Source organism: Bacillus sp. PSXD-155 (assembly GCF_049310765.1).
GTDB lineage: Bacteria > Bacillota > Bacilli > Bacillales > Bacillaceae_G > Bacillus_A > Bacillus_A cereus.
Genome location: NZ_JBMOWC010000006.1, coordinates 20,838 through 40,701, shown reverse-complemented (window position 1 = coordinate 40,701; position 19,864 = coordinate 20,838). Strand labels below are relative to the sequence as shown.

Genomic DNA, 19,864 nt, shown 5'->3' with positions numbered 1-19,864 from the left:
TGTATTCGATATAAATTAAAAAATTCCTTTATAATTCGACAATATTTTTCTAAACTTGTTAGAAAGTGTTGCCGATTACATTGTATAAACGATTTTGAACCTTCCCTATAGGTCCTTTATCTGCATAAATCGCATATACATACTTGCTATATAAAATTGTATACATTTGCTCATCTGTTACAAATGTATCTCTTAGAAACAATACATATACACCTTTTTACAAGAAGAGTAGCAAGCCACATATACTGTTTGATCTTGAGATCTGTAACTTTTTCATGTTGATCCATATAACAATCAACTCCATTTTGTTCAGTATCTACAATGATCCAATTGCCTTGCTATTTCCTTAAAGGATGAGCATATGATGCGACAAACAAAATTCCGACATGAAATTCCGCTCCAACTTGCACAATTTCAGCCTTCACGGGATATACATCTACACCAACTAATATGTTGTTGATGTTTTGCATATTTCTGTATTCTACATCCCTTCTGTGAATCCTTCCATAATGTGCGTTTTCTTGTATAGATTTTGTCGATTTAACGTAATTACATGTCTTTTTCGTAAATCCTATCCCTAGTTTATTCTGAAAAATTAAAGTCTAAACGTAAAATATAGGTTTTTATCACAATTTTTTATTATAATATATTTTCTTCAACTACGCTACATATCCCTTTATTTTTTCAGCTTACATTTCAGGATGACAAACTCACACCTTGAATATACTAAAAGACAAAGGAGTATAAGTATAACCATTACACTACAATCTATTACAAAATCCATAGGTATCATATTTCACACGAGCGAAAAAAGCACATTCACCTTTGGTAAATGTGCTAAAACATTTTTTGGTTTTGCACTGCATTCACAATAATATTTGCTGTTTCTTCAATCGCTTTATTCGATACATCGATTACTTGGCAATTTATTTTACTAATTACTTCCTCAAAGTGATCAATTTCTTCTTGAATACGATTAATATTTGCATATGTTGCTCCATCACTTAATCCAAGTGATTTTAATCGTTCTTTTCGAATATGATTTAACTTATCTGGCGTAATTTTCAAACCGAAACATTTTTCTTTTGCCACTTGATATAGTTCTTCAGGTGGGTCAACTTCTGGCACGAGTGGTACATTCGCAACTTTCAAGCGTTTGTTATGAGCTAAATATTGGGAAAGTGGTGTTTTTGATGTACGCGAAACACCAATCAACACGATATCTGCTTTTAAAATACCTCGTGCATCTCTGCCGTCATCATACTTCACAGCAAACTCAATCGCTTCAATCTTTTTAAAGTATTCTTCATCTAACCTACGGACAACACCTGGCTCATATCTCGGCACTTGCCCCGTAATTTCTTCAATTTGATCAATAAGAGGGCCGATAATATCGTATGCCTCTACCCCTTCTTTTGCAGCCTCTGTTACTAAATACTGGCGCATATCAGGCTTAACTAACGTAAAACATATAAGTGCTTGATTACTCTTAGCAATCGAAATCACTTCTTTTAATGTCCCTGTATCTTCTACATACGGTACACGTCTAATATCAGGAGCAAACGGGAATTGCCCCATTGCTGCTCGAACAACCAAATCAGCCGTTTCCCCTACAGAGTCAGATACGACATATACGATTTTATTATCCATTACATTACCTCACTTTAAACAAATTACACTTATTCGTTATTTACTAAATTTACAAACGCACGTGTAATATTTGTCTTTGTAATTCGCCCAATCACTTCTAAACCTTGTTTCGTATCTTTTACAACTGGCATTGCATCAATCTGTCTTTCTATTAATTCCATCGCAATATCATATAAAGAATCCTCTCTACGACACATCGCAATGTTTGGCATCCTTGTCATGATAATATTAACCGGAAGAGAGGTTAAATCCTGCTTTCCTAAGCTCGCTCTTAATAAATCTTTACGAGACACAACACCAACTAATAGAGTCATCTGATCTACAACGAACAATGTACCAACATCCTCTAAAAACATCGTACAAATTGCATCGTATACGGAAACATTTTTATCAATTACAACCGGTCTAGATTGATAATCTTGTACTTTAATTTTCTTAACAGCTTCAGATAATAGCTGCCCCCCAGTTTTACCCGTATAAAAATAACCTACGCGTGGACGTGCTTCTAAATAACCAGCCATCGTTAAAATTGCTAAGTCTGGTCTTAGCGTCGCACGTGTTAGACCCAATTGCGCTGCAATTGATTCCCCTGTAATAGGACCGTGATCTTTTACAATCTGAATGATATGTTCTTGCCGTTTATTCAGCTCTATGATAATCACCACCTTTAATGCACAACGAAAAAAGTTATACTATCTCTTAAATATTATATACTAAATATGCTATTCGAAAAAGAAAGTATGTAAAAAGGACCGTATACGGCCCAAAATTATATTTGAAACTTATCAAGTTGTTCTAAAAAACGTCTTGATTTCAAATAAATTCCGCAATATTCATCATAATATGTATTCAATACTAAACGCATTTGTTTTTTTGTGCTATCCTTTACCGATACATTTCCGAGCCTATGTAAATCGAAATGGAAGAAAAGACGTAATAATTTATGAACAGCTTCTCCTACCGGTATACGATATGGGTCTTGCTCTGCATGACGTGAGCACAGAAAACCGCCTTCCCTTACGGAGAAGGCGACAAAGTCTGTTTCTTGATGACAAATCGCACATGTATCAAAGTACGGGCGCATCCCTAATACCGGAAGCATTTTCGTTTGATAAATTAATGATAATACTTCTGGATCAACACCCTCACACATATAATGCAACGTTTGATATAACATTTCAAATAAATACGGATTATGTTTTTTATCTTCTGTTGCTTTATCAGTTAACTCAACAATAAATGATGCATAAGCAGTTAAAAATATATCCTCGCGAATTTCTTTCATAGTTGAAATAATCTCGCCTTGTTGCAATGTTCCAAGCCCAGATCCCATTTGAATAAGAAAATGGCCATGTGTCATTAATTGCGACACAGATGCTAATCGGCTTTTCGGTTTTTTTGCCCCTCTTGCCATTGCACTTACCTTACCAAGTTCTCTTGAGAATATTGTAACAATCTTGTTCGTTTCTCCGTAATCTGTCGTACGGATAACGATGCCCTCAACTTTTTGAAACATGTTCGTCACCATCCAAGGTTTGAACAAAACGGGTCAAGAAATTGGAGAGTCTAGATGCGCTAGCTCCTCTTCATGTTGATCCATCTCATCGTTTACGTCTTTTTCCATTTCTTTCAAAAGCAAGTACGTTTCAATGCTTCCTGTTTTGGAGAAAAACTTCCAGGTAAAATCTAGCATAAGAATCCACCTTTCTCAATAAGCGTAGCCTATAAACCAATTTCCTTTGTTGTTATTAAATTGACCCATTTTGTCCATTTTCATGTGAGAAAAATTTTTCCTAATTTATCAAAGTTCATAAAAACCAATAATCAGTGGATGAACCAACCATCCACTGATTACAACTTTACTCTATTTTAGTACTCATCCTCGCGGAAACCTAGGTCACGAAGCTGAGACATTTTATTACGCCAATCTTTTTGCACTTTTACCCATACTTCTAAAAATACTTTAGAACCAAGTAGCGCTTCAATATCAAAACGAGCTCGCTTACCAACTTCTTTTAACATTTTCCCTTGTTTTCCGATGATGATTCCTTTTTGTGATGCACGTTCAACAACAATCGTTGCATTTATATAAACTGCCCCGCCCTCACGCTTTTGAATCGCATCGATAACAACAGCCACAGAATGCGGCACTTCTTCACGTGTTAAATGTAGTACTTTCTCACGAATAAGCTCTGCAATAATAAATCTCTCCGGATGATCCGTTACTTGATTCTCTGGATAGTATTGTGGTCCTTCTGGTAAATACTTTTTAATTGTTCCAATTAAAGCGTCCACATTATTACCGTCTAACGCAGAAATTGGTACAATCTCTGCAAATTCATGTAGTTTACGATATTGATCAATTAACTCTAGTAATTGCTCTGGATGAAGTTGGTCAATTTTATTAATGACTAAAAATACTGGTTGTTTCGTTTCTTTTAATTTCTCAATGATGAATTCCTCACCACGACCAAATCCTTCAACTGCATTAACCATAAACAGAACAATATCAACTTCTTTTAATGTCGTTTGCGCCATCTTTACCATGAAGTCGCCTAATTTATGTTTAGGTTTATGTATTCCTGGTGTATCAATGAAAATAACTTGTGCATCATTTTCTGTATATACACCTTGAATTTTATTACGAGTCGTTTGTGGCTTATCACTCATAATAGCAATTTTCTGGCCGATAATACGGTTTAAAAATGTAGATTTTCCAACATTCGGTCTGCCAATAATAGAGACAAAACCTGATTTATAACCTTTTCTATTCATGTAAATCCTCCGCTAAAAATGCTCCTGGTAACAATTCTCCGACTGTCGTCTCTTGAACGTCACCATGTAAGTTTGATAAGTATACTTTCGTATCCTGTTTACATAATTCTACCATAACTTGTCGACATGCTCCACAAGGAGGTACTGGGCGCTTTGTATCTGCTACAACCGCAATGGCTACAAATTCTTTATCTCCTTCAGAAACCGCCTTAAATAAAGCTGTTCTTTCAGCACAATTACATAAGCCATATGATGCATTCTCAACATTACACCCACGATATACTTTTCCACCGCGCGTTAATAATGCTGCACCTACTTGAAATTTAGAATATGGTACGTACGCTTGTTTACGCGCTTCGATTGCTTCTAGAATTAATTGTTTACTATTCATATTCCCGCATCCTTCCTGTTCACAGCTATGAAGAGATACACTCTCTCATTAAAGGCCCTTACAGCACTTCCAAAGCTTAATAAAAGCTTCGGAATGCAACTATACCATATACGGTAAAAAGATAATAGCACCAATTATAACAGCTATAATTGCAAACAATAAAACCGCTCCTGCCGCAACATCCTTTGCAATTTTTGCAAACGGATGAATATCGGCAGTCGCTAAATCTACCGTTTTTTCCACAGCCGTATTTACCATCTCTAAACTCATTACACTCCCTATTACAATAAGTAATATCATCCACTCTATTTTCGTAATATGGAAATAAAAGCCGCAGCATATAACAATGACTGCGGCTAAATAATGGATTTTCATATTTCGTTCATGACGAAAACAAAAGAATATACCAGCTATAGCATATCCAAAACTATCTATAAGTTTTCCTTTTTTCATCGTCCTAATCCAAAAGCTTCTAAAATTTCTTTTTGTCTTCCGAACATTTCATTTTCATCTTCTTCTGTCATGTGATCATAACCAAGTAAATGTAAAAAGCCATGTAACGCCAAAAATCCAAGTTCACGATCGAAAGAATGTCCGTACTCTTCAGCTTGCTCTTTCGCCCTTGGAATAGAGATAATAAGATCCCCTAACATGCGCGGCATCTCTGCACCAACAATCTCCATTTCTCCTTCTCCCATCTCTTCCATGGCAAAGGATATTACATCTGTAGGTTGATCTTTATCTCGGTAATCACGATTAATTTCTCTAATGCGCTCATTATCTACAAATGTCACCGATACCTCCGCACCATCCTCGATATTTTCCATTTGAGCTGCTTTTTCTAACACTTCACGAATTAAACTCATATACTCTTCTTTTACTTCTTCTGTTTCATCAATAAAATCAATTAACAAACTCATTCTTTCTCCTTTTCTTCCGGAGGTTCCGGATATGTAATACGCGAATGGAAAATACCATTTAACGTTTCACACAACGTTTTCCCAACGATTTGTAGTTCCTTAAACGTCAAATCACATTCACTAAATTGACCGTCTTGCAGTCGATCTTTAATAATACTTTGCACCAAATTATTAATTTGTTCTGGCGTTGGGTGATTCATAGAACGTACCGCAGCTTCTACACTATCAGCAATACCAACAATTGCCGATTCTTTCGAAGTTGCTTTTGAACCTGGATAACGGAACATCTCTTCTGTATATTTTTCTTTATCTTCTTTAATAGCTTTATAATAAAAATATTTCAGTAACGTTGTACCGTGATGTTGCCCAGCGATATCAATAATTTCTTGTGGAATATGATATTCTTCGAGCATTCTTACTCCATCCGTTACGTGAGCAATTATAATATCTTTACTCGTTACAGGATCTAATTTATCATGCGGATTTTCAATTCCCATTTGGTTTTCAATAAAGAATTGCGGTTGTACTGTTTTTCCTACATCATGATAATATGCCCCTACACGCGCTAATACACCATTTGCCCCAACTGCTTCACAAGCAGCCTCAGAAAGATTCGCTACCATTACACTATGATGATATGTCCCTGGCGCTTCTAACAAAATTCTGCGTAAAAGCGGATGATTTGGACTTGATAGTTCCATAAGCTTCATACTTGATACGATTCCAAGTCCACTTTCTAAATATGGTAAAATCCCCATAGCCAAAACGGATGATATAATCCCTGAAAGTGAAGCCATTAATAATTGCGTACCAATTTCAAGAGGCGAAAAATTCCCATTACGTAATAATAAGAGCGCCGCTAATACGACTACATTTAATACAGAAACGAGTATACCAGCTTGTAAAATCATTGTACGACGATTTTTTTCTCGCAAGAAAATACTAACCGATAATGAACTTAACAATACGTAAATCCCTACACTATAATTTAATGTACTCGTTACTCCTTCATTAAACATAATACTTCCGCATACAGAAAAAATCATACTCGTTAAAAAGACAAATCGATCACCAATCATTAGTTTTACAAGTATTGTTCCCATCGCAACTGGGACAACATATGCAATCCCTGCGTATTCAAGTTTTTGAAACAAACTAATGATTTTCATTAAGACGATTGTGATAGACAAAATTGTAATATACGCTAAAACATACGGTCTATCTTCTCTTTTTCTCTTTAAAAATAATTCAAATTGTTTATGCATAAAGTATAGTAATACACCAATGAGTACCGCTAATCCAACATAAGGTTGAAAGCCGTTCCCTTTTTCTAACAAACCAACTAATTTCAACTGATTATACACATCACTTGAAATCGTTTCACCTTCTCTAACAAGAACTTGTCCTTGAAGAATATAAACAGGTGGAACTAAATCTTCCTCTGCTTTTCTCTTCTCTTTCGTTAAGATCGGGTCATAAAAATAGTTCGCTGAAATTGCATATCTTCCTAGCGCCTTAATTGACTCTTTTAAACCATTATCAACATTAACACTATTCATCTCACTTACATATCGTTCTTTCGCATCTTTCAATTCGTCCATTTTAATATGCTCAGTCATGATACTATTAATCGCTGTGACCGCAGCATCTTTCGCTAATACTAATTGGCTCGAATCTGCATTAATCAAATTTAGTAAGTTTGAATCAGATAATTCTTTCGTTAAGTCAGCGGGTAGTTTCTTTTTTAACTTATCCACTTTCTCAGCATCAGTCATCTTTTTTTGATCATCCGGTCCAACAGCTTTAATCTCTTGCACCACTTCATCCACTTTAGCAAAGACGTCATTCACAATATCAACTTTGTTTTGTTTATACTCACTTTTATATGTATATTGATCTTCAACTTTTGTAGCGGCTTCTTTTTTCTTTTTATCCGTTGTAACTTTATCTTCAATTTTTATAGGAGAATGGATTGTCTTTTTCGCAATAGAATACATATTAACATCTAATTGTTCTGGTTTTACATTATTCATAAGCGCAAAAAACAGCACTGCTCCTAACACAACGTAAGAAATCCAACTTAGTTTTTTCGAATGTTGTAAATTACGAAACCACTTAGAAATTTCTTGAGATCTTGACATGATTTCAATACCTTCTCCTCTCCAGAAATAAAGTGAAACTATTTATAGCTTTCATTTCTTCTACCCAACGATACTTTGAGGCAACATTTTACACACCAGTACCTATAGTTTATTTTCCTTATCTTTCATGATAGTAAAAAATATGACGTTCGCCAACCTTATCATACAAAAAGAAATGATCCTGACAAATAGGATCATTCCATTTTATCATATGCCTCAATAATACGTTGCACCAATGGATGTCTCACAACGTCCGTTTGTTCTAATGTAATAAATGACAGACCTGATACACCAGATAAAATATTAGCAGCTATAGATAGCCCTGATTTTACCCCTTTTGGCAAGTCTACTTGTGAAGGGTCCCCTGTAATAACCATTTTAGAGCTAAAACCTAATCTTGTTAAAAACATTTTTATTTGAGCACCCGTTGTATTTTGAGCCTCATCTAAAATAACAAATGAATCATCAAGCGTACGCCCCCTCATATAAGCAAGCGGAGCTATTTCAATTACTCCTCGCTCCATCATACGCTGCGTATATTCTTGTCCAAGAATATCATGTAAGGCATCATATAATGGACGTAAGTATGGATCTACCTTCTCTTTCAAATCCCCTGGTAAAAAACCTAAATTTTCTCCAGCTTCTACAGCAGGTCTTGTTAAAATAATTTTCTTTACATATCCTTGTTTTAAAGCTCTCACAGCCATTACTACAGCTAAGTATGTTTTTCCAGTTCCTGCAGGCCCTATCCCAAAGACAATATCATTCTTCTTCATCGCATGAATATATCTTCTTTGCCCCATTGTTTTTACACGAATGGATTTACCTTTTGCAGTCTTGAAAATTTCTTCTTCATATAACTCTTCAAATTGAGCAATTTTCCCTTGTTGCGCGAGCTGAATTGCATACGCAACATCTCTCTCTGAAATTGATATACTTTTACGAATTACAACAAGTAATTGCTGTAAGATTTTTTCTACGAGTGTCACCGTTTCAACTGCTCCAGATACATGAACAGTTTCTCCTCTAGTTACGATCGATACATTCAGTTCTCGTTCAATTACTTTTAAATGTGCATCATTGACTCCAAAAAGAGCGATTGCTTCGTTAGTATTTTCCAATTGTTGGTTCATTTCTACTAATTGTTCTGCCATTACTCAGTCTCCTTGAATATCGGATTCGGATATTGGTTGTGGCTCTGCAATATTTTCAACCACAGTATAATGCAATGTGACTTTTAGTTGATCCGCCTCAACCTCTTTACTCAAAATCTTATCACTTACAATCATAGCATGTTCATCCAATTTTTTCTTTAGTTCTTTTTCGGCCATCTCCTTCGCTACTTTCAGCGCTTGCTTTTCTGTATATTCTCGATTCGCTTCTTCCTCTTCTCTCACAACATCTTTTTCATATGCAATCGGCAGTGTAAAACCAAATAATTTCACATCATGCTTTACACTTTCAGTACGAGAGCGTTTATACTTATCATGCTGAAATCCCCATATTTTTATTTTCGTATCCCCGAATTTAAGAAAATGTTCATTGTATACATTACCAGTATACACTTGGAATTGCGTCTTTAGCGGAACATCTACCTTAGATGTATACCACGTTTCGCCATACACAATACCTTTCGCTGAAACAATCGTCGGACTTTCCTCATTACCATATATTCCCGATACGAGAATCTGCCCTTTTTCTACATGATCATTCTTCAGTACAACCGGCTTTCCAACTTCTACAAACGTTTTTGTAATAATCGCTTCTTTTTTTGCTACTAAATTTTGCGGCCTTTGTTCCTTTTCTTTTTTTGGTTCGTTTTTTTCAACAATTTTAAAATGATACGTCGTTCCTCTTACTTCTAGTCCCGCCCAAGTAATGGCATTAATATTATCTGTCAAATGGCGTTGTACATCTTCTACATTCGGCATTTGAAATTGTAGTTTCCCTTTTTTAATACCCATTTTATCCAATTCTTTCATCAATATATATTCTGTTTCGGGTTTTGCTCCTGTAATTTCAATTTTCCAAACCATATTTGACATTGCAATCACGCCAAAAAAGAAAATTAAAAACCCAATTAAAAATCCACTATTTTTAATTAAACGCTTATTCCAAAAAGGAAAACCATAACGTCCAATAAAATATAATTTACATTCATTTTTTCTATAAATTGGTTTTATTTTTTTCACATCGCGTAACAACATACAAAAAACTAACGTTTCATCAGCTATTTTCTTAACATCCCAAACTAACAAATTCCTCCGTACACATTCATTAACAAACCGTTCCGCTCCTCTACCTTCAATCCGCACTTTTACATATCCAAGCCACTTTATAAACCATTTATTTTTCATTTACCACCTTCACTGCCTTTCTAAAAGTAGATATACTACTTTTTATTTGAAGCATTAAAATAGCTCGTACTAAAATGAAACAAATTAAAACTGTAATCGGTCTCTATCAACAAAACTTTTACAGGATAAAGAAGAAAAACTTCACAAATGGAAGTTTCACTTCAATCACCTTTTTTTTCATTTTCTAAAAATGTTACTTGCTCAATTATCCCTTCGAGTAAAAGCTCTTCTGGAAGAATCGTTTTAATAACAAAGGATTGTCCTTTAATTAGTAATTGACCATGTTTTAAAAGCAATCGCACTTCTTTATCTGAAAACACTAATAGCCCCCGATGATTTTCTATATAAATATGTATTTGCCCAACAAGAGTAATCCGAGGCAGATCCATTAATACATCCACTGGTAGGTCTACTTGTTTTGTTAACCAATTTTTCATTTGTTCTAATTTCTTCATCTCGAAAGACCCCCTCCTCATCCCATATATATGTATTTCTTCACAAGTGCCTATCGTGTTATAACGACTTCACTAACATAACTATATTCTGTAAGAGTTCATCTCATGTTAATTAAAACAGTCGCTATATGAAATCATATTTATCAGGACAATGATGGATCAGAGAATGTTACCCATAATAATAGAAGTATTAATACAAGAATATGCACCCTCAGGGGATATCAGTACAAGTTAAATTAAGAAATTGAGCCTAGCAAGAAGTTGGAAACTTGAAAAAACCTGTTACAATTCGTTCTGGACGTGACATACTGACCATAGAATAAGTAGTTGTCATTCATTAGACAAATGAGATAAAATCCGAAAAAGGAAATTGCTCCACTCTGAATTTTGCGGTGTAAGTAAGAATATTTTATAGGTGGTTGTTATATGAATTTCAAAAAAATATTAGGATTCATTAAAAAACAAAAAAATGAATTAATAAGCGAAGAAATACGAAAGGAAATTGGATTTAGTCAAGAAATTTTGAATGTTATAAAACAAGCTACTAACAGCAGCATCCAGCCCTTTTATGCAACTGATTCAAAATCTAAAATAGCCGGAGTCTCTTTCGTTACCTTTGAGGATTATGCTGAACAGCAAGTTATAAAACTTCAATCTGAGGTTCAGAAGCTTGGATACTTAGCTTTTATTTGCGAAAGAAGTTTTAGTCAAGGAAGTAAGAGTGAGTGTAGAATTGCAATTACACAAGGAAATGGCCAATTTGATATCCTTACAATCCAACAAACAAATGGCGTTAATTACGAAGTTAGCAATATAGATGTTATTTTTAAACTAAGAAAATGGAATGATCGCTATCCTTTTATCATAATCGGTGCAGATCATGACTGGGTTGATGCCATTTTTAGCGCGTTACCTACAGACGAAGAAATGCAATCTTTCGCGCAAGAAATGTATGAATTTTGTCCAGATATAGTGGAACAAGGAACAGAAAGCATTGAGGAGTTAGTCGAAGAAATTAAGAAAACGAAAAAGCTTTTTTTATGGTGGGATTAATCATAACTAAGGCCGTTACTTTTTTTACATACCAGAGGCGTTTCTATCACTTACAGAAACGCTTTTTAAGCAATATAGCGTTTTTCCTTAATAAGAACAATAAAAAAACGTCTCATACGAAATGAGACGTTTTTTTATGCTAATAGCTGGATAACCAACTTATTCACAAGTGATCCGTCTGTTTTACCTTTTACTTTCGGCATAACAGCAGTCATCACCTTACCCATATCTGCTTTAGAAGTCGCACCAACTTCAGAAATAACTTGCTTGATTACATCAACTAGTTCTTCTTCAGTTAATTGCTCTGGCAAATATGCGCTTAAAATCTGAATTTCACTTTGCAGTTTATTAACAAGGTCTTCACGACCAGCTTTTTTAAATTCAAGGAGGGAGTCCTTATACTGTTTTACTTCACGAGCTAAAACTGTTACTTCCTCTTCTTCAGTAAGAGTATGTTGCAGTTTAATACCTTCATTTTGTAAAGCAGCCTTAACCATACGAATAACGGTTAATTTTTCTTTTTGTTTATTCTTCATCGCTTGTTTCATATCATCGTTTAAACGACCGAGAAGACTCATAACTTACACCCTCTCTTAGAATTTACGCTTTCTTGCCGCTTCAGATTTCTTCTTACGTTTTACACTTGGTTTTTCATAAAACTCGCGCTTTCTTGCTTCAGCAAGTGTACCAGTTTTAGAAACCGATCTTTTAAAACGGCGAAGTGCATCCTCCAAAGACTCGTTTTTACGAACGACTGTTTTTGACATTCTCTTTCCCTCCCTCCGAAACATCACACTTACATACTAACTTCAGCATGCAAAAAGAAACACTTCTTCAGCATGTCTTTTACGATTATAATACATTTTATCACTTCAGGTCAACTATTTGGCAGAATAAAAGAAGAATAGAAGCATTTCCTTTTCAAAAGTTATACAAATAGCTAGTATCCTTCTTTCATGAAGACAACTATATTTTTATCATTTCAACTTTTTTCATACAGGGATGCACGAAACGCCTCTCCACCTTCTAGTACTTAACCGCTTCAAATAAAGAAAGCATGCAAACCGTTTCCGGTTGCACGCTCTTTTTTATGCGCTTGCTGATTCTTTTTTCACATCATCTTCAATAACACGAACAAATTGCGCTTCGTTATATGGATAGCCAGCTTTCGTAATTTTCACTTTCACTAGCTTACCAATTAATTCTTCTGATCCTTCAAATACAATTTTCAAGTAGTTATCTGTATACCCTACATATAACCCTTCACGGTCGCCGTCTTTAAATTGCTCTTCTGGAATGATTTCAAGCACTTCACCTTCAAACGCTGATGCATATTCTTTCGCTAATTGATTAGATAGCTCAATTAAACGATGAACACGATCGTTCTTCACATCTTCAGGAACTTGATCTTCCATGCGTGCTGCAGGTGTTCCTGTACGTTTTGAATAAGGGAACACGTGTAACTCAGAGAAGCGGTTCTCTTTAATGAAATTGTATGTTTCCATGAATTCTTCTTCTGTTTCACCTGGGAAACCAACGATTACGTCAGATGTAATCGCAAGGCCTGGTAACGCTTCTTTCAAACGATCTAAACGCTCTTGGAAGAATTCCATCGTATATTTACGACGCATACGTTTTAATACAGTATTAGAACCAGATTGCAACGGAATATGCAAGTGACGTACAACTACTTCAGATTTATCTAACACTTCAATTACTTCATCTGAAATTTGACTCGCTTCAATAGAAGAAATACGAAGACGTTTTAATCCGCCTACTTCCGCTTCCATATCACGAAGTAATCCAGCTAAGTTATAATCTTTTATATCTTCGCCGTATCCACCTGTATGAATACCCGTTAATACGATTTCTTTATAGCCTGCATCCACTAATTGTTGTGCTTGTTTAATAACCTCTTTTCCATCACGAGAACGCATTAAACCACGCGCCCAAGGAATGATACAGAATGTACAGAAGTTATTGCAACCCTCTTGTATTTTTAAAGACGCACGTGTACGATCCGTGAAATAAGGTACATCAAGTTCTTCGTACACACGTGTTTTCATAATATTGCGGACAGCATTAATTGGTTGACGCTCTTTACGGAATTCTTCGATGTAACCTAACATCTTTTCACGATCCTGTGTACCAACTACAATATCTACACCTGGAATCGCCATAATTTCAGCTGGAGATGTTTGTGCATAACATCCCGTTACGCAAATAACTGCATCTGGATTTTGACGCACAGCACGTCTGATTACTTGACGGCTTTTTTTGTCCCCAGTATTCGTTACTGTACATGTGTTAATAACATATACATCAGCTTTCTTTTCATATTCTGTTCTTTCATAACCACCTTGTTTAAACAATTGCCAAATGGCTTCTGTTTCATAGTGGTTTACTTTACAACCTAACGTATGGAACGCAACAGTTGACATTGATCATCACCCCATCAATTCAAAATGATACGAAGCAGCACTTAACGCGTATAACGGCGCCGTTTCTGTTCTTAAAATTCTTGGTCCTAAACTACATGGTACAAATTTATGTTCACGAAGCGCTGTAATCTCTTCCTCAGCTAAACCGCCTTCTGGGCCAAATACAATCAATAGCTTTTGACCTGGTTTCATTGTCGTTAAAGCTTTCGCAAAATTAGATTTCTCGCCTTGTTTCGCTTCCTCTTCGTAAGCAACAAGACAAACATCATACTCACCACTCATTGTAAGCAGTTGCTTAAATGATGCCGGAGCATGTACTTCCGGAATTTCACTTCTATGTGATTGTTCCGCAGCTTCTTTCACAATTTTTCTTAAACGCTCAACCTTTTTATCAGCTTTTTTCGCATCCCATTTTACGATAGAGCGAGATGCTTGAAATGGTAAGAATGCAGCTGCCCCAAGCTCAGTTCCTTTTTGAAAAATCAACTCTAGCTTGTCTCCTTTTGGCAGTCCACTTGCAATCGTCACGAAAACAGGAAGTTCACTTGACGCCTCTACCCATTCTACAATAGCCGTATTAATAAATTCACTGGTAATTTCATCAATTGAACATACTGCTGTTTTTCCGTTTACACAGCAATAAATTTGATCGCCAGCTGTCATACGCATTACTCTCGCAATGTGATGTACATCATCACCTACAATGCGAATTTTTGCTTCACTTACATGTTTTTCTTCTACAAAATAACGTTGCATATAATCACCTTAGTAGAGTTTCGTTCCTTTCGTAAGTCAACACTTACGAAAAGAACGAAACATTATCATTTTTCATATAACAAACGGCAAGTCCCTCACCTTATAGTGAGAGACTCCCCTTTTCATTATAGACTAAAATCTATATTACGCATTTCGTGCAATAATTGCTACCCAATCTTCCATTCGTAACACTTCTTCAATTGTAAATCCAGCTTGTTCTAACGCCTCAGAAATTACTTTTTCCTTCGCAGCAATAATGCCCGATGTAATAAATAATCCACCTGACTTCACAACTCTCGCTGCATCTTCAGGGAATAAAAGAATAATTTCTGCTAATAAGTTAGCTACGATTAAATCAACAGGACCTTCAATACCTTCTAAAAGACTATTTTGCCCAACAGACACGATATCATCTGTTTTATTTAAACGCACATTCATTTCTGCACTTTCAACTGCAACCGGATCTAAATCATATGCTTGAACAGAAGACGCACCTAATTTTGCCGCTGCAATACTAAGCACACCAGAACCTGTTCCTACATCAATGATAGTGTCACCTGGCTGTACTGTTTTTTCTAAAGCACGAATACACATCGTTGTTGTTGGATGAGTTCCTGTACCAAACGCCATACCTGGGTCTAATTCAATGATTTTTTCATCAGGAGAAGATGGTGTATATTCTTCCCACGTCGGTACGATTGTGAATGTATCAGAAATTTGTACTGGATGGTAATATTTTTTCCAAGCAGTAGCCCAATCTTCTTCATTGACTTCGTTAACGGTAATATTTCCAGTACCAATTTCAATGTCGTAAGATGGAAGCACATCAATAGATGATTTTACACCTGCAATCGTTTCATGTAAAGAATCCGTTTGCGGGAAATATGCTTTTATTAATACACCTTCCGCCGGATATTCATCTGGATTCAATGCATAAATTTCACCATATTGTTGCTCGCGCTCTTTCGTTAACTCCGCTGGATCCTCAATCGCAACTCCGCTAGCACCAGCTTCATGTAAAATATGAGAGACAGCTTCTACTGCTTCTTCTGTTGTATGAATACTAATTTCTGACCATTTCACAATTTACCAACTCCATTTTTTATTTCCATTATTCCCCTTTGAAAGCACGTTTAAGCTTTCCGAATAAACTATCATCCTGCTCTTCTTGTCCTGCAAATTCACGTAATAAATCTTTTTGCTGTGAAGTCAATTTCGTCGGTACAACAACACGAACGACTACATATTGATCTCCTTGGCCATATCCACGTACGTTCGGAGCACCTTTTCCTTTTAAGCGGAATTCTGTTCCAGTTTGTGTTCCTGCTGGAATTTTCAGCTTCACTTTACCATGAACAGTAGGAACTTCCACTTCATCACCAAGCGCCATTTGCGCAAATGTTAATGGCATTTCGCAAATAATGTGATCTCCTTCACGCTCGAAGAATTCATGATTTCTTACATGAACGACAACATATAAGTCTCCTGCTGGTCCGCCATTTACGCCGGCTTCACCTTTTCCAGACACACGAATTTGTTGACCATTATCGATACCCGCTGGAATTTTAACATTGATTTTTTTACGCTTACGAACTTTACCTGAACCGTGACATGTCGTACATTTTTCTTTAATAATTTGTCCAGTTCCTGAACAATGACCACAAGCTTGACGGTTTACGATACGACCAAACGGTGTGTTTTGTTCTACACTCACTTGACCAGAGCCTGAACAATGTTTACATGTTTCTTTTGAAGTTCCTGGTTTTGCTCCACTACCTTTACAAGTATCACATGGATCTTCTACTGGAATTTCCACATTTAATTCCTTACCAAAAATAGCTTCTTCAAAATCTAAAGTGACTTGATATTGTAAGTCAGCACCTTGGCGCGGAGCATTTGGATCACGACGTCTGCCGCCGCCACCGCCAAAGAAAGAACTAAATATATCTTCAAAACCGAAGCCACCGCCGAAGTCTCCTCCACCGCCAAATCCACCGAATCCTTGATTTGCACCAGCATGACCAAATTGATCGTACTGCGCACGCTTTTGATCATCACTTAACACTTCGTATGCTTCTTGTACTTCTTTAAACTTTTCAATTGCATTTTCTTCTTTGCTTACGTCTGGATGGTATTTTTTAGCCAAACGACGATACGCTTTTTTTATTTCATCTGTTGAAGCGCCCTTGCTAAGTCCAAGGACCTCATAATAGTCTCGTTTACTCATAAATTTACAACCCCCGAATCTTTCACATAAACGTAATTTTAACACCGAAAGAAAGTGCTTTGCAACAAAGTTTCCTCACTTACAGTATGCAAAGCGAAAAACTTAAGATCCTCACACATCGCTTCTCATTCGTGAAAAAAGCCAAAGTCAAGGCACGCTTGACTTTGACTTTTTGTCATCTTACTTATTATGTTTACAGTTGAATTACTTGTCTTCTTTTACTTCTTCAAACTCAGCGTCAACTACATTGTCTTTCTTCGTGCCAGCGTCTTGTGCACCTTGCGCACCTTCTGCTTGACCAGCAGCTGCTTGAGCTTGCTCGTATAATTTAACAGTTAATTGTTGTACGATTTCTTGTAAAGCATCTTTTTTCGCACGAATTTCTTCAAGCTCGTTTTTCTCAATTGCAGCTTGTAATGCTTCTTTCGCTTCTGTTGCTTTTGCAACTTCAGCTGCATCTACTTTACCTTCTAAATCTTTTACAACTTTGTCTGTTTGGAATACAAGTTGGTCAGCTTCGTTACGAAGTTCAACTTCTTCCTTACGTTTTTGATCAGCGTCAGCATTTGCTTCCGCTTCTTGTACCATACGTTCTACTTCTTCATCAGAAAGACCTGAAGAAGATTGGATTGTAATAGCTTGCTCTTTGCTTGTTCCTAAGTCTTTCGCACGTACGTTAACGATACCGTTCGCATCAATATCGAATGTTACTTCGATTTGTGGAATACCACGTGGTGCTGGTGGAAGGTCAGTTAATTGGAAACGACCTAACGTTTTGTTGTCAGCTGACATTGGACGCTCACCTTGTAATACGTGAATGTCTACTGCTGGTTGATTATCAGCAGCTGTCGAGAATACTTGTGACTTACTTGTTGGAATTGTAGTGTTACGCTCGATTAATTTCGTGAACACGCCACCCATAGTTTCAATACCTAAAGAAAGTGGAGTTACGTCTAATAATAGAACGCCTTCTACATCACCAGTAAGTACGCCACCTTGAACTGCAGCACCTAATGCTACAACTTCATCAGGGTTTACACCTTTATATGGCTCTTTACCAGTTTCACGTTTAATAGCTTCTTGTACAGCTGGGATACGAGTAGATCCACCAACAAGAATAACTTTATCTAATTCGCTTGGAGCAAAACCAGCGTCTTTTAATGCACGACGAGTTGGCTCTAATGTTCTTTCAACAAGACCTGCTGAAAGCTCTTCGAATTTCGCTCTTGTTAACGTTAATTCTAAGTGTAATGGACCAGCAGCTCCAGCACTAATGAATGGTAATGAAATTTGAGTTTGTGTTACACCAGAAAGATCTTTTTTCGCTTTTTCAGCTGCATCTTTCAAGCGTTGAAGCGCCATTTTATCTTGGCTTAAATCAATGTTATTTTCTTTTTTGAACTCAGCTACTAAGTGATCGATGATAACTTGGTCAAAGTCATCGCCACCAAGACGGTTGTCACCAGCAGTTGAAATAACTTCGAATGTGCCGTCTGCTAACTCAAGGATAGATACGTCAAATGTACCGCCACCTAAGTCATATACTAAGATTTTTTGTTCTTCGTCTTGTTTTTCTAAACCGTAAGCAAGTGCTGCTGCTGTTGGCTCGTTAATGATACGCTCAACTTCTAAACCAGCGATACGACCAGCATCTTTCGTTGCTTGACGCTCTGCATCGTTGAAGTATGCAGGTACTGTAATAACAGCTTTCGTTACTGTTTCACCTAAGTATGCTTCAGCAGAAGCTTTTAAGTTTTGTAAAATGATTGCAGAAATTTCTTGAGGTGTATAATCTTTACCTTCAACTTCTACTTTGTAGTCTGTACCCATATGACGTTTAACAGACATGATTGTATTTGGGTTTGTAATTGCTTGGCGCTTTGCAACTTCCCCAACTTGACGTTCTTCATTTTTGAAAGCTACAACAGAAGGTGTTGTACGGTTTCCTTCTGGATTTGGGATAACCTTTGGTTCTCCACCTTCCATAACAGCTACACAAGAGTTTGTTGTACCTAAGTCAATACCGATAATTTTACTCATGGCGAATCCTCCTAGTTTTATGTAAATTATTGATTTACTTTTACCATTGATGGGCGAATCACACGGTCTTTTAATTTATAACCTTTTTGGAATTCTTCCACAACCGCGTTTGATTCAAATTCACTATCTTCCACTTGCATAATAGCTTGGTGTTCATTAGGATCAAACTGTTTACCAACAGCTTCAATCACTTCCACACCTTCTTTAGTCAGCGCTTCTAACAATTGACGATGCACCATTTCCATACCTTGTAACAAGGATTTCGTTTGCTCATCAGTCGCTTCCACTTGCATTGCTCTTTCAAAATTATCAAGAGCTGGCAAGATGTCTGAAACTAGACTTTGTGCTCTATATTTTTCAGCAGCCTGTTTATCCATTTGGACACGGCGCTTATAATTTTCAAAATCAGCTTGTAGACGTAATGTGCGACCTTCCGTTTCCGTTAGTTTCGCTTGTAACTCATCTACTTTTTCTTGTAAAAGAGCAGCCTCACTTTTTTCTTCTACAGTTTCTTCACTGTTTTCTGGCGTGACAGCTTCTTCAACTTGCGCTTCTTTTACTTCTTCTACCACTTGTTCGTTACGCTCTTCCACAATATTCACCTCCTTAAAAGGTATTAGGTATCATGCATAGCATGATTACCTAAGCATTATATATT

At 36.4% G+C, this 19,864-nt stretch carries 22 protein-coding genes; 1 reads left to right on the top strand and 21 read right to left on the bottom strand.

The features are described from left to right. Positions 1-58: 58 nt before the first annotated feature. From ACO6VI_RS08325 to yqfC, 13 genes are all read right to left on the bottom strand, one after another. Positions 59-202: a hypothetical protein gene (locus tag ACO6VI_RS08325; RefSeq protein WP_000479733.1), complete on the bottom strand. Its 144-nt coding sequence runs from the start codon at positions 200-202 to the stop codon at positions 59-61. A 635-nt stretch (positions 203-837) separates the two neighbouring features. Beyond that, complete coding sequence (locus ACO6VI_RS08320) at positions 838-1,650, bottom strand: pyruvate, water dikinase regulatory protein (protein ID WP_000368944.1); 813 nt, start codon at positions 1,648-1,650, stop codon at positions 838-840. A 29-nt stretch (positions 1,651-1,679) separates the two neighbouring features. Further along, positions 1,680-2,312: a helix-turn-helix transcriptional regulator gene (locus ACO6VI_RS08315; RefSeq protein ID WP_000583756.1), complete on the bottom strand. Its 633-nt coding sequence runs from the start codon at positions 2,310-2,312 to the stop codon at positions 1,680-1,682. 107 nt (positions 2,313-2,419) lie between these two features. Continuing rightward, positions 2,420-3,166 (bottom strand): DNA repair protein RecO, encoded by a 747-nt coding sequence (gene recO / locus ACO6VI_RS08310; protein ID WP_000487009.1) that lies wholly within the window; start codon positions 3,164-3,166, stop codon positions 2,420-2,422. 33 nt (positions 3,167-3,199) lie between these two features. Next, the gene (locus tag ACO6VI_RS08305) at positions 3,200-3,343 is read right to left on the bottom strand and encodes a YqzL family protein (protein WP_000883924.1); all 144 of its coding nucleotides are present in this window, start codon (positions 3,341-3,343) and stop codon (positions 3,200-3,202) included. A 176-nt stretch (positions 3,344-3,519) separates the two neighbouring features. Then, entirely contained in the window at positions 3,520-4,425 is a 906-nt protein-coding gene (gene era, locus ACO6VI_RS08300) for a GTPase Era (RefSeq protein ID WP_001080230.1), read from the bottom strand. Beyond that, positions 4,418-4,816, bottom strand: a complete 399-nt coding sequence (locus tag ACO6VI_RS08295; RefSeq protein ID WP_001086285.1) for a cytidine deaminase — start codon at positions 4,814-4,816, stop codon at positions 4,418-4,420. Before ACO6VI_RS08295 ends, era begins: the two co-directional genes overlap by 8 nt. Positions 4,817-4,915: 99 nt before the next feature. Beyond that, complete coding sequence (locus ACO6VI_RS08290; RefSeq protein ID WP_000715464.1) at positions 4,916-5,269, bottom strand: diacylglycerol kinase family protein; 354 nt, start codon at positions 5,267-5,269, stop codon at positions 4,916-4,918. Beyond that, positions 5,266-5,736 (bottom strand): rRNA maturation RNase YbeY, encoded by a 471-nt coding sequence (gene ybeY / locus ACO6VI_RS08285; RefSeq protein ID WP_000054685.1) that lies wholly within the window; start codon positions 5,734-5,736, stop codon positions 5,266-5,268. Before ybeY ends, ACO6VI_RS08290 begins: the two co-directional genes overlap by 4 nt. After that, positions 5,733-7,877: an HD family phosphohydrolase gene (locus ACO6VI_RS08280; protein ID WP_000091512.1), complete on the bottom strand. Its 2,145-nt coding sequence runs from the start codon at positions 7,875-7,877 to the stop codon at positions 5,733-5,735. The genes ybeY and ACO6VI_RS08280 overlap by 4 nt, the downstream gene beginning before the upstream one ends. Positions 7,878-8,071: 194 nt before the next feature. After that, positions 8,072-9,031 carry a PhoH family protein gene (locus ACO6VI_RS08275; RefSeq protein ID WP_000840520.1) on the bottom strand — a complete coding sequence of 320 codons (960 nt, stop codon included), beginning with the start codon at positions 9,029-9,031 and terminating at the stop codon, positions 8,072-8,074. A 3-nt stretch (positions 9,032-9,034) separates the two neighbouring features. Continuing rightward, the gene (gene yqfD / locus ACO6VI_RS08270) at positions 9,035-10,234 is read right to left on the bottom strand and encodes a sporulation protein YqfD (RefSeq protein ID WP_000792498.1); all 1,200 of its coding nucleotides are present in this window, start codon (positions 10,232-10,234) and stop codon (positions 9,035-9,037) included. A 161-nt stretch (positions 10,235-10,395) separates the two neighbouring features. Beyond that, positions 10,396-10,689, bottom strand: a complete 294-nt coding sequence (gene yqfC / locus ACO6VI_RS08265) for a sporulation protein YqfC (protein WP_000732269.1) — start codon at positions 10,687-10,689, stop codon at positions 10,396-10,398. 426 nt (positions 10,690-11,115) lie between these two features. On the opposite strand from yqfC, the gene ACO6VI_RS08260 reads away from it, so the two are divergent. After that, positions 11,116-11,742, top strand: coding sequence for a DUF4253 domain-containing protein (locus ACO6VI_RS08260; RefSeq protein WP_001009613.1), 627 nt, complete (start codon positions 11,116-11,118; stop codon positions 11,740-11,742). A gap of 134 nt (positions 11,743-11,876) precedes the next feature. Here ACO6VI_RS08260 and ACO6VI_RS08255 read toward each other — a convergent pair whose 3' ends face one another. The 8 genes from ACO6VI_RS08255 to grpE all read right to left on the bottom strand — a co-directional run bounded on the left by ACO6VI_RS08255 (position 11,877) and on the right by grpE (position 19,799). Continuing rightward, on the bottom strand, positions 11,877-12,320 hold the full coding sequence (locus ACO6VI_RS08255) for a GatB/YqeY domain-containing protein (protein ID WP_000054582.1): 444 nt from the start codon (positions 12,318-12,320) through the stop codon (positions 11,877-11,879). Positions 12,321-12,335: 15 nt separating this feature from the next. Further along, entirely contained in the window at positions 12,336-12,509 is a 174-nt protein-coding gene (gene rpsU, locus ACO6VI_RS08250; RefSeq protein ID WP_000048061.1) for a 30S ribosomal protein S21, read from the bottom strand. A 321-nt stretch (positions 12,510-12,830) separates the two neighbouring features. Further along, positions 12,831-14,183 (bottom strand): tRNA (N(6)-L-threonylcarbamoyladenosine(37)-C(2))-methylthiotransferase MtaB, encoded by a 1,353-nt coding sequence (gene mtaB, locus ACO6VI_RS08245; RefSeq protein WP_000108678.1) that lies wholly within the window; start codon positions 14,181-14,183, stop codon positions 12,831-12,833. 6 nt (positions 14,184-14,189) lie between these two features. Then, the gene (locus tag ACO6VI_RS08240; RefSeq protein ID WP_001190142.1) at positions 14,190-14,939 is read right to left on the bottom strand and encodes a 16S rRNA (uracil(1498)-N(3))-methyltransferase; all 750 of its coding nucleotides are present in this window, start codon (positions 14,937-14,939) and stop codon (positions 14,190-14,192) included. Positions 14,940-15,083: 144 nt separating this feature from the next. Further along, on the bottom strand, positions 15,084-16,022 hold the full coding sequence (gene prmA, locus ACO6VI_RS08235; protein WP_000872103.1) for a 50S ribosomal protein L11 methyltransferase: 939 nt from the start codon (positions 16,020-16,022) through the stop codon (positions 15,084-15,086). 28 nt (positions 16,023-16,050) lie between these two features. Beyond that, entirely contained in the window at positions 16,051-17,166 is a 1,116-nt protein-coding gene (gene dnaJ, locus ACO6VI_RS08230) for a chaperone protein DnaJ (protein ID WP_000043947.1), read from the bottom strand. A 204-nt stretch (positions 17,167-17,370) separates the two neighbouring features. Then, positions 17,371-19,206, bottom strand: coding sequence for a chaperone protein DnaK (gene dnaK, locus ACO6VI_RS08225; RefSeq protein WP_000034701.1), 1,836 nt, complete (start codon positions 19,204-19,206; stop codon positions 17,371-17,373). Between the two features lie 26 nt (positions 19,207-19,232). Beyond that, positions 19,233-19,799, bottom strand: a complete 567-nt coding sequence (gene grpE, locus ACO6VI_RS08220; protein ID WP_000392711.1) for a nucleotide exchange factor GrpE — start codon at positions 19,797-19,799, stop codon at positions 19,233-19,235. Positions 19,800-19,864 lie beyond the last annotated feature (65 nt).